General features: G+C 45.9%; 14 protein-coding genes. 2 read left to right on the top strand and 12 right to left on the bottom strand.

The annotated features are described in order from the left end of the window. Positions 1-65: 65 nt before the first annotated feature. The 4 genes from RS891_RS08805 to leuB form a co-directional block, all read right to left on the bottom strand. A complete protein-coding gene (locus RS891_RS08805; protein ID WP_113051616.1) occupies positions 66-1,169 on the bottom strand; it encodes an ATP-binding protein in 1,104 nt (367 codons plus the stop codon). 443 nt (positions 1,170-1,612) lie between these two features. After that, positions 1,613-2,029, bottom strand: a complete 417-nt coding sequence (locus RS891_RS08800; protein WP_024628323.1) for a hypothetical protein — start codon at positions 2,027-2,029, stop codon at positions 1,613-1,615. Positions 2,030-2,386: 357 nt separating this feature from the next. Beyond that, positions 2,387-2,926, bottom strand: a complete 540-nt coding sequence (locus RS891_RS08795; RefSeq protein WP_091001071.1) for a peroxiredoxin — start codon at positions 2,924-2,926, stop codon at positions 2,387-2,389. 273 nt (positions 2,927-3,199) lie between these two features. Continuing rightward, positions 3,200-4,285, bottom strand: coding sequence for a 3-isopropylmalate dehydrogenase (gene leuB, locus RS891_RS08790; protein ID WP_113051615.1), 1,086 nt, complete (start codon positions 4,283-4,285; stop codon positions 3,200-3,202). A 231-nt stretch (positions 4,286-4,516) separates the two neighbouring features. Here leuB and RS891_RS08785 point away from each other — a divergent pair, with 231 nt between their 5' ends. Next, entirely contained in the window at positions 4,517-5,497 is a 981-nt protein-coding gene (locus tag RS891_RS08785; protein WP_315795101.1) for an aldo/keto reductase, read from the top strand. Positions 5,498-5,721: 224 nt separating this feature from the next. On the opposite strand, the gene RS891_RS08780 is transcribed toward RS891_RS08785, so the two are convergent. From RS891_RS08780 to ilvB, 4 genes are all read right to left on the bottom strand, one after another. Continuing rightward, a complete protein-coding gene (locus RS891_RS08780; RefSeq protein WP_113051613.1) occupies positions 5,722-7,263 on the bottom strand; it encodes a 2-isopropylmalate synthase in 1,542 nt (513 codons plus the stop codon). A 123-nt stretch (positions 7,264-7,386) separates the two neighbouring features. Continuing rightward, positions 7,387-8,379, bottom strand: coding sequence for a ketol-acid reductoisomerase (gene ilvC, locus RS891_RS08775; protein ID WP_315795100.1), 993 nt, complete (start codon positions 8,377-8,379; stop codon positions 7,387-7,389). Positions 8,380-8,679: 300 nt separating this feature from the next. Next, positions 8,680-9,162: an acetolactate synthase small subunit gene (gene ilvN / locus RS891_RS08770; protein WP_076289931.1), complete on the bottom strand. Its 483-nt coding sequence runs from the start codon at positions 9,160-9,162 to the stop codon at positions 8,680-8,682. Then, the gene (ilvB, locus tag RS891_RS08765) at positions 9,159-10,910 is read right to left on the bottom strand and encodes a biosynthetic-type acetolactate synthase large subunit (protein ID WP_113051611.1); all 1,752 of its coding nucleotides are present in this window, start codon (positions 10,908-10,910) and stop codon (positions 9,159-9,161) included. The genes ilvN and ilvB overlap by 4 nt, the downstream gene beginning before the upstream one ends. Positions 10,911-11,511: 601 nt before the next feature. Between ilvB and RS891_RS08760 the strand changes: the two genes are divergently transcribed. Beyond that, positions 11,512-11,955 (top strand): GNAT family N-acetyltransferase, encoded by a 444-nt coding sequence (locus tag RS891_RS08760; protein ID WP_113051737.1) that lies wholly within the window; start codon positions 11,512-11,514, stop codon positions 11,953-11,955. Positions 11,956-11,961: 6 nt separating this feature from the next. Here RS891_RS08760 and RS891_RS08755 read toward each other — a convergent pair whose 3' ends face one another. The 4 genes from RS891_RS08755 to RS891_RS08740 all read right to left on the bottom strand — a co-directional run bounded on the left by RS891_RS08755 (position 11,962) and on the right by RS891_RS08740 (position 16,123). Next, on the bottom strand, positions 11,962-12,336 hold the full coding sequence (locus tag RS891_RS08755; protein ID WP_113051610.1) for a hypothetical protein: 375 nt from the start codon (positions 12,334-12,336) through the stop codon (positions 11,962-11,964). A 213-nt stretch (positions 12,337-12,549) separates the two neighbouring features. Beyond that, complete coding sequence (locus RS891_RS08750; RefSeq protein WP_113051608.1) at positions 12,550-13,512, bottom strand: ABC transporter permease; 963 nt, start codon at positions 13,510-13,512, stop codon at positions 12,550-12,552. Further along, a complete protein-coding gene (locus RS891_RS08745; protein WP_091001078.1) occupies positions 13,513-14,592 on the bottom strand; it encodes an ABC transporter permease in 1,080 nt (359 codons plus the stop codon). Further along, a complete protein-coding gene (locus tag RS891_RS08740; protein ID WP_064639494.1) occupies positions 14,585-16,123 on the bottom strand; it encodes an ABC transporter ATP-binding protein in 1,539 nt (512 codons plus the stop codon). Before RS891_RS08740 ends, RS891_RS08745 begins: the two co-directional genes overlap by 8 nt. Between the last annotated feature and the right edge of the window lie 90 nt (positions 16,124-16,213).

The following is a 16,213-nucleotide window of genomic DNA, read 5'->3' as shown; positions in this document are numbered from 1 at the left end:
TCGTCCCAACAAAAAACAACAGGAATCGGCGGGTTGGCCAATTCCTGTTCGCATAACTCTTGTCTTTACACCAAAGGAAGCATAATGATGAACCGGGTGCCTTCCCCTTTTTTGCTATCCACAGAGATGTTGCCTCCGTGATTTTTGATAATGCGATAACTCACGGATAGCCCCAATCCTGTTCCGCTCTCTTTGGTGGTGAAAAACGGGTCAAACAGGCGCACAAGAGTGTTGTGGTCCATCCCCTGTCCATTATCAGCAATGGAGATCTGCACATACTTGTTCTCGGTTCCCGTAGAGATCTGAATCAAGCCAGTATGCTCTTCTCCCACATCCTCGATGGCATCCATTGCGTTTTTAACCATATTCAAAATGACCTGCTTAATCTGTTTGACATCAATGGACACATTTAACGGGACTTCTGCTTCATCCAGGGTAATCTCGCACCCCTTCATTAATCCTTCGCTTTCTGTCAGCAAGACCACCTCTTTGAGCAAAGAGTTAACAGACATAATGGTCTTCTGAGGAGCTGACGGTTTCGAGGAATTTAGAAATTCGTAGATAATGTCGTTCGCTCTGTCAATCTCCGTTAGAATGATTCGAGCGTACTCGTCTTTCCCCAATTGTAGCAAATGAGGACGAAGCAACTGGATAAATCCGCGGATAGCCGTCAAAGGATTGCGAATTTCATGGGCAATCGATGCCGAAATCCGCCCCAACATTGCAAGTTTGTCATTTTGATAAGCGGTCTGCTCAATCTGTTTATAATCGGAAACATCCTTCACACTGAAGAGGAAGTCCCCATCCATCTGATCCCCATACGTTACTGTAACCAGCCAATGCCTGCCATACTCGTCAATCAGTTCATGATAGCGCTTACGATGAAAGATAGTTTCCCGATAGATGCGTAAAATTTTCTTTTTCTTGAATCGGCTCATCTGTGGATGATGCAGCATTTGCATCAGGGTGCAGCCGCTCAATAGACTCCTAGGAAGCTCCAACAATTTTGCCATCTGAACGTTAATAAACGTCAATACACCATTACTGTCAAACAACATTATTCCGCTATCCAGATGCTCCAGGACATTCTCATATTTGTTGTTATCCAGATGTACAGGCGGGAATCCATCCGTTGGTCGAGGCACTGTATCCTGAAATTCACTAATCATGTCAGGTTCCTCCTTTTCACGTAAATGATAAACTTGCCATTCGGACATCATATCATCACAGAAACAGGAAGGGCCGATTTTATTTTTCATTACCGGTGCCCTTTCATTAGGGGGCTGAGCCGAAAATATGGATGGCATGTCCGGAACCCAAGCTGGTCTATTCCGGGTAACCAAGAGTCGATCCGGAAAACAATATACGTCTGTTCCATTCTAACCTTCTCCTATTCCCAAACACGAACATTTTTTGCTCCGCCTCTTTTGCAAGTCTGTTTTTATCATAGACAAGTTTATAGAAGGGAGTCAATCGGAGAAAGTGTCGAATGGAAATTATTTTAAGAAAAACCGTGAATTAGTTTCTATATACAACAAAAACGGAGCTTTTTCGCTCGATTAGCGAATAAGCTCCGTTTGTATAGTTTAAATTTTAAATAATTAAATTCAATCTATAGTCCACTCTTATTATGCTGAATTTTGAGTCTGCGCTGACTCATGACGGCTAAGCGACGCTTGAGTTCACTCTCCCATTTCTCATCCTTCATTTCCTTGGCAAGACGAAGCAGATCCAGAGACATGTCGATCTGACGCTGCACAATGACCATAGCATCCTCGCTTTCACGATTCACGCAATTTTCAAAAATCGCATCTTCATCTTCAGTCACGTAATCTTGAAAATCAATCTCCGACGCACCATCTCCATGCGCATATTCAGCCAAAATTTCATATTCATTTTCCACTTTATAATGCACTTCTACCCGGTGACACACCGGACAAAACAGCAGGGGAACATTATGAACCTGGGTGCGGTAATGCTTCAGCGTGCCCTTTGTTCCCACCATACTTGCCCCACAACAGTAACTCATTTTTGTTCACCCTCCTTATAACGTGCCGAGACTTTTTGTTGGATAGCAGTCCCGTACACTTCAAGCACTTCCGAAAAAGGAATAGTTCCATCAGTGTATCACATTCATGTACAAATTATAAATGCAGAGCACCGGAATATTTACCGGGTTTCCATACCCTATTCGCCTTGAGGCCCTTCGATTCCTCTTTCCAGAGATAAAATGAAGGCTTTCTTCTATTACATCATTACCACGTTTACGTCTTTGTTTAAACACTTTTCTTCTTTTAGGACCTAGATTCTCGCAAAAGGGTGCAAAAAGCCCTCAATCCCATAAGGGATGAGGGCTTGAACAATAAACGTTCAAGTTCAGTCAGGCTTACAGATTGCTGTCGCCTGGCTTCCAGTTCATTGCACACAATCCACCGGATTGCAGAGCTTGCAGTACACGAAGTGTTTCTTCAACACTACGGCCTACATCATTGTGGTTAACGACTTGGTATTTCAATTCGCCTTCTGGATCGATGATGAACAAGCCGCGCAGTGCAACGCCTTCTTCTTCGATCAGAATGCCATAATCTTTAGCAACTTGTTTCGTGATATCGGAAGCAAGTGGGAAGTTCAATTGACCAAGACCATTGCTGTCTTTAGGTGTGTTGATCCAAGCTTTGTGGCTGTGTACGGAGTCAACGCTCACGCCAAGAACTTCAGTATCCAAAGCTTTGAATTGCTCAGCAGCATCACTCAAAGCTGTAATTTCAGTTGGGCACACAAAAGTGAAATCCAAAGGATAAAAGAAAAATACGAGCCATTTGCCACGATAATCGGACAGTTTTACGGAACCAAAGTCTTGTCCATCTCCCGATACTGTTTCCATTGCAAAATCCGGTGCGGGTCTACCAACCAAACGTTCTGCCATAACTAACAATTCCTCCTTTGGGATTATGTAAGCACTCAAGTTGAATGCTCATCATCAAGAAAAACGAGAACGCTTTTCCTGTAATTAAAATGGGTTTGTTACTTGATAACAAGTACAAGTAAAATGTTATCATCCGGACTTCTCAAAGTCAAGATTATAATCGTTGTTTTATTATAATAATTATAAATAAGGATTTTTCGTGGCAAAAATCATAAAGGAACAGCCCTCTGCAATTCCGGAACGGAGCAAAGGGCTGTACTGTTCTTACTATTATTAAGCCTGTTTCTGAATTGCCGCGACGATCAGATCGCCCATTTCTGTCGTACTGATCGCTTTGCTCTTGTCTACAGCGATGTCGCTTGTACGATGCCCCGCATTCAGCACATCAGACACGGCTGCTTCAATTGCGTCAGCACCTTCTGCATAACCAAAGGTTGTACGGAACATCAATGCCAGAGAAAGGATCGTTGCGATCGGGTTCGCCAGTCCTTGACCTGCGATATCCGGTGCTGAACCGTGTACTGGCTCATAGAGTCCGAAGCTGCCTTCTCCCAGTGATGCAGATGCAAGCATACCGATGGACCCAGTCAGCATCGCTGCTTCATCACTCAAGATATCTCCGAACATGTTTTCCGTTACAATAACATCGAAGCTGGCTGGACGACGCAGCAATTGCATCGCGCAGTTGTCTACAAGCACATGCTCCAGTTCAACATCCGGATAATCGGGTGCTACCCGATTCACGACTTCACGCCAGAGACGGGAAGTTTCCAATACGTTGGCTTTGTCTACAGAAGCCAGCTTTTTGCGACGTCCTTGCGCAATTTCGAATGCCTGACGAACGATCCGCTCCACTTCCGTTACATTATATGCACATGTATCCACAGCCTCTTCGCCCTGTGCACTTTCACGTCTGAACTTCTCACCGAAGTAGATACCACCTGTCAACTCACGTACCACCATCAGATCTGTACCTTCAAGTACTTCCGGCTTCAGAGTAGAAGCATCCTTCAGACAATCAAATACGACAGCCGGACGCAGGTTGGAGAACAATCCGAGTGCTTTGCGAATACCCAGCAGGCCTGTTTCCGGGCGAAGCTCCTTGCTGTTGTTATCCCATTTTGGACCGCCAACCGCTCCAAGCAGGACTGCATCTGCACTCTTACATACTGTCAGTGTTTCTTCAGGAAGAGGTGTACCCTTTTCATCAATCGCGATTCCACCAAACAGCGCATGCTCTGTCTCAAAACGGTATCCGAACACTTCCTCCGTACGTTTGAGAACTTTCTCTGCCTCCGCTACAACTTCAGGACCAATTCCGTCACCTGCGATAACTGCAATTTTTTTCACGTCTGCCATGGGTTGTCCACTCCTTATATCCATTCATTCGGTTATTCACTTCAACGATTAACGTGTCATTTTTAACTCTCTCCTTTGTATCATATTCAGAGGTCATTTGACCAAGATATACAATCTATGACTTTAATAGTTTTTACCTATAAGCAGTTTAAGATTGGTTGTTCTGTACCTCTGACTGAGTTAAAATAAATCCTGAAGACAAAATCAGGTAACTCAGGAGGGATTGCAATCATGCAATACACGTACTTGGGAAAATCAGGTCTTAAAGTCAGCCGGATCTGCCTCGGCACGATGAACTTTGGTCCTGCTACAGACGAAAAAGAGGCATTCCGTATCATGGATGCGGCACTCGATGCGGGTGTGAACTTTTTTGATACCGCTAACATTTACGGCTGGGGCGAAAATTCGGGTCTCACCGAGGAGATCATTGGACGCTGGTTTAAACAGGGGGGCGGCAGACGTGAAAAAGTCGTTCTTGCAACCAAAGTTTATGGCTCTATGCATGATGATACAGACGGTCCAAACAACGATGCAGGTCTCTCCGCCTACAAAATCAGACGGCATCTGGAGGGGTCCCTCCGTCGCTTGCAAACCGATCATGTTGAACTGTACCAGATGCACCATGTTGATCCCGCCATCTCGTGGGACGAGCTTTGGGGCGCGTTTGAAAACGCTGTTCATCAAGGCAAAATTGGTTATGTAGGTTCAAGTAACTTTGCTGGTTGGCAGATTGCCATTGCCCAAAGCGAAGCCAAAAATCGCCATTTCCTCGGTCTTGTATCCGAGCAGCATAAATACAGTCTTAACTGCCGTTTGCCTGAGCTCGAAGTGCTGCCTGCAGCGAAAGAACTGGGCCTTGGCGTTATTCCATGGAGTCCTCTTGACGGTGGGTTACTTGGACGCAATGCGCTCCAGAAGCTGGAAGGTACACGCAGTGGTAGCATTGCTGAACGAATTGAGTCCCATCAAACTCAGTTGGAACAATTCGCAGCACTCTGCCGTGAACTCGGCGAACCGCAGGATACCATCGCTTTGGCTTGGGTTGCCGCCAATCCGGCAGTTACCGCACCCATTATTGGGCCGCGTACACTGGAGCAGTTTGAAACTGCGCTCAAATGTTTGGATGTACCTTTGGATGAAACGGTCCTCAAACGTTTGGATGAAATCTTCCCAGGTCCGGGAGGGCAAGCTCCGAACGCATACGCTTGGTAAAAGTTTATCGGCTTAACTGAGTACGTCTTTTCAATGGAAATACTCTAATAAAATGCAATTATCCTATACGTAACAACAAAAAAGTCTGACCCTCAAATCTTGAGGGTCAGACTTTTTATGTACCTCACTGAACTACAATACATAGGGCTGGGAACTACATCCCAGCTTCTCCAGCCAGGCGAATTCCAGTCCAATGAAGAGCTTTGCTTGCTGCAAATGATGTGTTATAGGTTCACGTTAACGCGATCCGTATAGGTCTTGCGTTTCTCAATCAATTTGTTCAATCCATCGACATAAGCACGTGCACTGGCACCCAGAATATCAGTACTTACACCGCGTCCTTGTACAGATATTTGGTTTTGAGTAAGTACGACGTGTACTTCTCCCAATGCGTCTTTACCATGCGTAACAGATTTGATTGAGTAGTCGGATAACGTTACTTCTTCTCCGCTCACTTGATCAATCGCATTATATATGGCATCTACCGATCCATTTCCTTCTGCTTGTTGTTCCACCGTATCACCATCAAGTGTAGCAATACGAACTTTAGCCGTTGGAGTGGATTCATCACCATACGTCACAAAGATCGATTCCAGTTTAAACACCTCAGGTGCATCCTGCAATTTCTCTTCAATGACCGCCAGCAAATCCTCATCAGTTACTTCTTTTTTCTTATCAGCCAGATCTTTGAATTGGGCAAAAGCACGGTTCAATGCTTCATCTTCCAGTTCATAACCCAACTCAATCAGGCGCTCACGGAATGCATGACGCCCCGAGTGTTTACCCAATACGAGCTTGCTTTCCTTCAGACCAATAGTCTCTGGCGTCATAATTTCGTAGGTTGTTTTCTCCTTCAGCATGCCATCCTGGTGAATTCCGGATTCGTGTGCAAATGCATTCGCACCAACAATCGCTTTATTTCCAGGCACAACCATACCCGTCAAACGACTCACTAGACGACTGGTCCGAGCAATTTCAGAAAGTTGCAGCGAAGTTTTCGCCTGGAAAAATTCCTGACGTGTCTCGAGTGCCATGGCGATCTCTTCAATCGCAGTATTACCTGCACGTTCACCAATTCCGTTAATGGTGCCCTCAATTTGATCGGCTCCATTCAGAATGGCTGCAAGCGTGTTGGCAGTTGCCATCCCCAGATCGTTATGACAGTGTGCACTCAGCTGCACTTTATCAATGTTGTGTACATTCTCCTTGAGATGTTTGAAAATATTACCGTACTCATATGGGCTCAGATATCCCACCGTATCCGGGATGTTTACAACAGCTGCTCCTTCTTCCACAGCCATATTCACCATCTCAACGAGGAAATCATACTCAGTACGACCTGCATCCTCCAACGAGAATTCGAGCTTCGAAAAAGTTTTTTTCGCATAACGAATTGCGGAACGAGCTGTATCAAGAACCTGGGCTCGATCCATGCGCAATTTGTGCTGACGATGAATGGGGGAAGTTGCCAAAAAGATATGAATACACGGGTCTTGAGCGCCCTTCAACGCTTCTTTCACCGCATCGATATCCTGCTCTCTGGATCGGGACAAGCCAATGACGGTAACATTTTTGACCGCTTTGGCTACTGCATTAACTGCCGCCAAATCGCCTGGAGAGGCTGCGGGGAAACCGGCTTCCATCCGGTCAATACCAAGCCGCTCGAGCTGGTGCGCAATTTCCACCTTTTCACGAGTATTCAGATTGACCCCCGGGGATTGTTCTCCATCACGCAGCGTTGTGTCAAATACATAGATTTTACGCACGCCTCGCACCTCCTAGACTTGTATTTTATGTTCCTCTAAACCAGGAATAGCGGCACACGCATATGCACGGCCGCTATTCCCGGTTAAGCTGTAAGTTTACTAGATTACCTTAAAAGTGCATGCTTACTTCTTGATCCAATGCATCATCTCACGCAATTGTCCGCCAACCACTTCGATTGGGTGTTCAGCTTCGTTGCGACGAGTTGCTGTCAGGAACGCACGGCCGGATTGGTTTTCCAGGATGAAGTCACGTGCAAATTTACCTTGTTGGATATCTGTCAGGACTGCTTTCATTGCTTTCTTCGTATCTTCAGTTACTACGCGTGGTCCAGTTACATAGTCACCGTACTCCGCAGTGTTACTGATGGAATCACGCATGCTAGCAAGTCCACCTTCATACATCAGGTCAACGATCAATTTCAATTCGTGCAGACACTCAAAGTATGCCATTTCAGGAGCGTAACCCGCTTCTGTCAATGTTTCGAATCCTGCTTTTACCAGGGCACTTACACCGCCACACAGAACAGCTTGCTCACCGAACAGGTCTGTTTCTGTTTCTTCACGGAAGGAAGTTTCGATAACCCCTGCACGAGTGCAACCGATACCTTTGGCATAAGCCAAACCGATATCTTTTGCTTTACCTGTTGCATCTTGCTCAATTGCGATTAGGCCCGGTACACCGAATCCTTCCACGTAGGTACGACGTACCATGTGACCAGGGGACTTAGGAGCTACCAGCAATACATCGCTGTCTTTTGGAGCAACGATTTGACCGAAATGAACGTTGAAACCGTGGGAGAAGAGCAATGCAGCGCCTTTTTTCAGGTTTGGTTCGATTTCGTTTTTGTATACAGAAGCTTGTGTTTCGTCAGGCAGCAAAATTTGAACTACGTCTGCACGGCTAGTTGCTTCAGCCGGGGACAGAACTTCAAATCCGTCATTTTTTGCAGTGTCAAAAGATGTACCTTCACGAAGTCCGATGACTACGTTCAATCCACTGTCACGCAGGTTTTGAGCTTGGGCATGGCCCTGGCTACCGTAACCGATGACCGCAATCGTTTTTCCTTTCAATACGCTAAGCTCTGCATCCTGTTCATAATAAGTAGTTACTGGCATGTTTATAAGTCCTCCTTTGTATTGTAAAGAACCCTTCATTAATGAGCGGGTGTCTCAAGGGACCGGCACGCTTTTCCTGCTTTAGCGTCTCTGGTCTGATCCGATCCGTTCAGACACCCGCCCGTTAATGCGGGTGTGTGGCTATATTGTCAAGCGTTACATCACTAAAATGTTAAATTGCAACTTGTATGGGACCGGCACTCATCTAAGATTAACGGTATTTCTCAGCTTAATGCTGCTAACACACCTTTGTCGTTTCGTTGATAGCATCAGACCATGCTTTTTTTTCAATAAAATTGTTTAAACGTTCCCTCGTACCAATGCAGTTACACCTGTGCGTGACAGTTCGCGAATGCCGTATGGCTTAAGCAATTCAATCATCGCATCAATTTTATCCGTATCTCCGACCACCTGTACAATCAAGCTGCCTGGACCAACATCTACAACAGATGCGCGGAATGTCTCCACCACACCCAGAATTTCTGGACGTTCGGATGGCTCTGCCTTCACCTTAATCAAAGCAAGTTCACGGGCAACCATAGGTTTCAGACTGAAATCAACCACTTTGATGACATCGATGATTTTGTAGAGTTGCTTTTCAATCTGTTCCAACGTCTTGTCATCACCGATCGTCACAATGACCATCCGGGACAAACCCGGCTCCTCGGATTGACCTACCGTGATGCTCTCAATGTTGAATCCCCGTCGACCGAATAACCCTGATACCCGCTGCAGGACGCCAGGCTGATCGTTGACCAATATCGAAATTGTATGTCTTATCATTCCTCAGCATCCCCCATCAGCATTTGATCGATTGTTGCTCCTTGCGGAACCATTGGATATACGTTTTCTTCCTTGCGTACTACGAATTCAACAACGACTGGTCCTGGTGTATCCAGGGCTTCTTGCCAAGCACGCTCGGCTTCTTCCTTGTTGGTTGCACGCAATCCTTTTACACCATAAGCTTCAGCAAGTTTTACAAAATCAGGGCTTCCTGCCAGATCGATATGACTATATCGGTTCTCATAGATGATCTCTTGCCACTGACGTACCATTCCAAGTACCTGATTGTTGATAATAACAATTTTCACCGGGATGTTGTTAATGGCACAAATCGCGAGTTCTTGAGAACACATCTGCATGCCACCGTCACCGTTGATGGAAATAACGAGTCTGTCCGGGTTGGCCATTTGAGCTCCAATTGCAGAAGGGAATCCAAAACCCATCGTTCCCAGTCCACCCGAGGTTACCCATGAACGCGGTTGGTTGAATTTGTAATACTGGGCTGCCCACATTTGATGCTGTCCAACGTCCGTAGTGACGATTGCCTCACCTTTGGTTGTATCATTCAGCATTTCCACAACCCACTGTGGTTTTAATACTTCGTCTGAATCTGTGTAACTGTAAGGTTTCTCTTGTTTCCATTGTTTGATCTGATCTCTCCATGCATCCGCACGTTCAGCACGTTGAACCTCTTTGTTCGCTATTTCGAGAACCGTCTTCACATCACCAACGATTGGAATGTCGGTTGCGATGTTTTTGCCAATTTCAGCCGGATCAATATCAATGTGCACAATTTTGGCATGTGGAGCAAATCCGTCCAGCTTGCCTGTTACCCTGTCATCGAAGCGAGCGCCGATATTAATCAGCAAATCCGATTGTTGAATCGCCTGATTGGAGGTGTATGTTCCGTGCATCCCCGGCATCCCGGTCCACAATTCGTGGCCACTTGGGAATGCTCCAAGTCCGAGAAGTGTTGTGGTAATTGGAATGCCTGTCTTCTCCACAAATTCGAACAGCGCTTCGTGTCCACCGGAGTAAACTACACCGCCACCTGCCAGAATCATCGGACGTTCAGCTTCCTGAATCGCCTGAGCCAGACGATCAACCTGAAGTTTGTTCGGCACTGTCCGTGGATTGTACCCTCTCAATATAACAGGTTCAGTCATCGGTTCAAACAACGTTTTGTTTGCTGATACATCCTTCGGAATGTCGATCAATACGGGACCTTTACGACCTGTATTCGCAATATGGAATGCCTCATGAATGACACGTGGCAGATCTTCTACGTCTTTTACCAGGTAACTATGTTTGGTGATTGGCATTGTGATTCCGGTAATGTCCGCTTCCTGGAAAGCATCTGAGCCGATCAGGCTGGAAATTACATTCCCTGTAATGACTACGAGTGGTACGGAATCCATATACGCTGTTGCAATACCCGTAACCAGATTCGTTGCTCCAGGTCCGGAGGTAGCGATACAGACACCCACTTTTCCGCTCGCCCGTGCATATCCGTCAGCTGCATGAATGGCGCCTTGTTCGTGACGGGTTAACACGTGCTTGAAATCCTCGAAACCATACATCGCATCGTAAATGTACAACACTGCGCCGCCCGGGTAACCAAAAACACACTCTACACCTTCCAGCAACAAGCTTCTCAGCAGAATTTCGGAACCGCTAATGACCTCCGGCTTCATCCATTTTTCACGTAATTCATCTGTCGATCGTACTTCTGGAATTTGAGCTCCCATCAGTCATCCTCCTCTCGGAATTTACATCATTCTGACATTTAAAGTTACAAAAAAAACCTTCCATCCCTGCAAACAAGTTTATGCTTGCGAGGGACGAAAGGTTGTTGCTTCCGTGGTACCACCCAACTTTGTCCGAAATTTCGCAATAACGGACCTTACCAGGTACAAAAAACGATAGATCAAACGGACATACCCGTTCTCCATACCTGTTGTCTGTAACGCAGACATACGATTTTCCCTAATACGCGAGTGGAGTGACATCCAATGCTTTTCAGGAAAACAGCTCCGAGGTGAGCTCGTATATAAGGGGTAATGGTGGTGGTTTCAGCAATTCCAGCCACTCTCTGAGCAAAAGAGCCCTTAAAACTTCGTCCTCTTCATAGCCGATGAAATATTCTCGTTAAATGTTAGGAACATTATATGATTCCTCCAACCGATAAGTCAATACCCCTTTTGTATAAAAATTCAGAACGCCCCTAATCCTTCATTCTCCATCTTTAACGTTACCCCAATCCCAATGCTTCATTCAGTCACCTTTCAACTTCCCTCAGGCATAGGATATACGAGCAGCACGACTGGTCCTGAAAGGAGGCTTCCGATGGTGATTCGGCAACGCAAATCCAAGCTGGATGATGCCGCCATAATGAGGCTGATTGACTCTCAACTTGTTCCTCTATCTCATATGAGTGAAAGTGAAATCAATAAAATACGCAAAGAAATACCCCTGCGAATGAACAGGGGCATGACCTTTGTTGTCTCATCGAATCCTGACAACGAAGCCGTCGCATTCATCCATTTTCTCATGCACGGTGAACTGCTGTATGTGGATATGATGGCTGTTGCCACAAAAGAACAGCGAAAGAAATACGGTCAGACCTTGCTGCTCAAAGCGGAAAATTTTGCGGCATCTCGTGGTTGCAAAAGATCCAAAGTGATGGTGGACGAAGGCAATACCAAAGGTCTTCGATTTTACCAGAAAAATGGATACAGCACCATTCGATACATTATGTTAAGCCGCTGTTACGAATTGGAAAAAACGCTATAAATCGGTCTAGAAAATACCCGGTGGTCTTGGTCCATAGGGGCCAAATCCAGGGCCTGGTCCATATCCGGGACCAAATCCCGGGCCATACCCTGGGCCTGGTTTTGGTCCCGGGCCATATCCCGGGCCAACACCTGGACCAAAACCGAATCCAGGGCCAGGGCCGTAAGCATAAGGAAGCGTAGCGATGGCAAGTAAATCAAATAATACCAATGGCAAAATGGCTTTGGTGTGTACTTTTTTGCCAACTGCACGTTTCAGCACCAATTTATTACCCGATACTTTCAACAATCTTCCGGTTACCCGAGTACCGTCTTTTTTGATCGCGACAATATTTTTGCCTATTAGTTTCATCGCTTCATCACGCGTAACATGTTGTTTCATACTTTCCCCTCCTCCTCGGATCGTTCAAAACAGTGTATTCGTCCAGAGCTGGCTTCGCCTGTTTCTTTGTCCCTAAATGAAAATATGGGTGTCTTCTCTATGACAGTTAAGAAAGCTAATAATCTGATATTTTTCTTGTGAAACAAAAAAAAAGATTCGCACGAGGCGAACCTTTTTAGGTAAAACATTATGTGGGAAAACATAATTCTGTCGTTATCTTTTCCCCGGATCATACGGTTCCCCGAGTGCGGACGGAGCAGAAGAACGTCCAACAGCCGCAACGAGCACGATGATGGTGAGCAGGTAAGGCAGCATATAAATAATTTCCTGGGGAATACTTTGAGACCATTCGAACAGCTGCACATAGTTTCGGATAGCTTGTGAGAAACCAAAGAACACAGCCGCACCAAAGGCACCAATCGGATTCCACTTACCAAAGATCATCGCAGCAATCGCAATGTAACCTTGACCGGAAACGGTATTATGGGAGAATGTGCCTGTCGTAGTCAGCGTGATTGCAGCTCCACCAATAGCAGCCAGCGCACCACTAATCATCACCCCAACATAACGGTAACGACGCACTTTAACACCTACGGTATCCGCAGCACTTGGATGTTCACCAACCGAGCGAAGACGAAGACCGAACGGGGTTTTGTACATAATGTAATACGTCAGAAAGACGAATAGAATAGCCAGATATGTTGTCGGGTACACATTCTTGAAGAAAGCTTCCCCAAGCAAAGGAATATCCTTTAACAGTGGCACATCAAACTTGCTGAATCCTTGTACCAATGGTGAATCGCCTGATCCTTCAAACAGTAACTTTACCAGATAGAGTGTGCTTCCTGCTGCCAGAAAGTTAATGACGATACCACTAATAATTTGGTCAGCCTTAAACGTAATGGAGGCAACCGCGTGGATCAGTGAAACCACTACACCCAGCACAACCGCGAACAAAATCCCCATCCAGGCAGACGTCGTCCCGCCCATGCCAGCTTCTTGTGCATAATGCGCAGCAATTCCCGCTGCAAACGCACCAAATACCATGAAACCTTCAAGTCCAAGGTTGGTCACACCGGATTTTTCCGAGAAAATCCCGCCCAGGGATGCAAAAATCAATGCCGTGGCAAAGACAAGCGTCGTATTGATAATTTGCCCAATTGTCAACAAGTCCATCTACAACACCTTCTCTTTCTTGCGCTTGGAATAGAACGGTTTAAGTACCCAGCGCACGATGCCTTGTGCCGCAATGAAGAAGATAATCGAACCGATAACAATCCGAATAATCTCGGGCGGTACATCCGCAGCAAAGCTCATTCCCGCAGATCCATAAGTGAGCGTACCGAATAACAAAGCACCCAGCAACACACCAAACGGATGATTCAAACCAATCAGTGCAACCGCGATGCCGTCAAAACCTGTTCCCGGCGAGCCCGACATAACGGTCTGATATTGGAACACCCCGAGTACCTGGAATGCACCACCAAGACCTGCAAGCATACCGCTGATAAACATTGCTTTAACGATATTGCGATTGACATGCATACCCGCATACTCTGCCGCATTCGGGTTATATCCTACAGCACGAATCTCGTACCCTTGTTTGGTTTTCCACATGTAAATATAAAAGAGCACAGCCATGACAAGAGCAATCAATGTTCCCATGTGAACACGAGAGTTACCCATCAGCTCCGAAAGCCATGTCAGACTAATCGAAGCGGTATCACTGATATCCACCGAACGATTTTCACCTTTTAACAGCAGGAATTGGCGCACGATCAGGTTGGCCAGATACAGACCAATCCAGTTCAGCATGATACTACTGATAACTTCGTTAACCCCACGTGCTGCTTTCAGGTAACCGGCAATCGCTGCCCACAGACCACCAAATACCGCACCGGCAATCAAAGCCAGCGGAGCATGAATATAGATTGGCAGACCTGTAAACTTTACGCCTACAAAAGTCGCCGCAGTCATACCGACGAGAAATTGTCCTTCTCCCCCGATATTAAACAGTCCTGCGCGTGCTGCAAATGCAAATGCAAGTCCTGTCATAATCAGTGGTGTCATTTCCCGGACTGCTTCACCAAAGTTGTACATGTCTCCGAAAACCTTCGTAAACAATGCACTGTACGCTTCGATCGGGTTGTATCCGCCGATCAGCATGACAATACCACCGAGGATCAGACCCATAATGATGGCTACAATAGGTAATATAAATGAATCACGGGTAAACCATTTTAATACGTTATTCATGCACAGTACCTCTCTTTTGGGTGCTGCCCGCCATCATCAAGCCGAGCTCCCTGTCATTGGTTTCTTCCGGCAGCACCTCGCCCACGATCTGTCCTTCATAGATGACAGCAATTCGGTCGGATACGTTGATAATTTCATCCAGCTCGAATGAGATCAGCAATACCGCTTTGCCCTGATCACGTTGTGCAATCAATTGTTTTTGAACAAACTCAATAGCACCTACATCCAGACCACGAGTTGGCTGCGCAGCAATAAGCAACTCAGGGTTCTTATCAACTTCACGTGCGATAATGGCCTTTTGTTGGTTCCCTCCCGATAAGGAGCGGGCCTTCGTTTCAATGCTTGGTGTACGCACATCAAATGCCTCGACAAGACGCTTCGCTTGCTTCTTGATCGCATCGAAGTTAAGGAACCCTTTACGTGTATAAGGAGCTTTATAATATGATTCCAGGACGATATTTTCACTCACAGAAAAATCTAGGACAAGTCCATGTTTGTGCCTGTCTTCCGGAATATGCGCTACACCTGACTCCGAAATATGGCGCGGAGAATGATTAGACAGTTCTTTACCCTCGAGGCGAATCGAACCGCTATCCACTTTACGCAGTCCGGTAAGAGCCTCAATCAGTTCGCTCTGTCCATTACCATCAACACCTGCGATTCCTACAATCTCTCCTGCACGTACATTCAGGTTGAGTTCGTTCAGAACCGAGATACCTTCTTTATTTTTGGCGGTCAATTTGCTAACTTCAAGCACATTGTTTCCTGGAGTAGCTGGCTTTTTGTCCACTTTAAACGTGACATTGCGACCAACCATTTTTTCTGCCAACTCATTCGGATTCGTTTCTGATGTTATAACTGAATCAATCACTTTACCACGACGAATAATCGTCACCGTATCGGAGATTTCCATGATTTCTTTCAGTTTGTGTGTAATCAGAATAATGGACTTGCCTTCGGCCACCAATTTTTTCATGATTACCATCAGTTCTTTGATTTCCTGAGGTGTTAATACAGCAGTAGGCTCGTCAAAAATAAGAATGTCTGCACCACGATACAACGTTTTTACAATTTCAACACGTTGCTGCATTCCGACGGAAATGTCATGAATTTTGGCATGCGGATTTACTTTGAGTCCATACTGTTCAGACAGACGCTGCACTTCAGCAGCAGCTTTTTTATAATTAATGTTGAGACCTTTCCTTGGTTCAGATCCCAAAATAATGTTCTCTGTTACCGTGAACGGCTGTACTAGCTTAAAGTGCTGATGCACCATGCCGATGCCAAGATCGATTGCTTTGTTAGGGCTGTCGATGATGACAGGCTTGCCATTCACTTCAATGGAACCTTCATCCGGCTGATAGAGACCAAAGACAATATTCATCAACGTTGATTTACCAGCGCCGTTTTCGCCCAGTAGAGCATGGATCTCGCCTTTACGAAGCTGAAGGCTGATGGCGTCGTTGGCAACAATGCCTGGGAAACGCTTCGTGATTTGTTTCAACTCAACGACGGGGGTTGCTGCACCCATGTAATCACCCTTATACCTGATATAGTGTGGTTCCGCAAACGTAAGAAAAACGTCTATCGACGTTTATTCAAGGAAGATGACCGCATTTTA

Source organism: Paenibacillus sp. BIC5C1, from assembly GCF_032399705.1.
Classification (GTDB): Bacteria; Bacillota; Bacilli; order Paenibacillales; family Paenibacillaceae; genus Paenibacillus; species Paenibacillus taichungensis_A.
The sequence above is the reverse complement of the archived record's forward strand: the minus strand, read 5'-3'. Positions and strand labels throughout refer to the sequence as shown.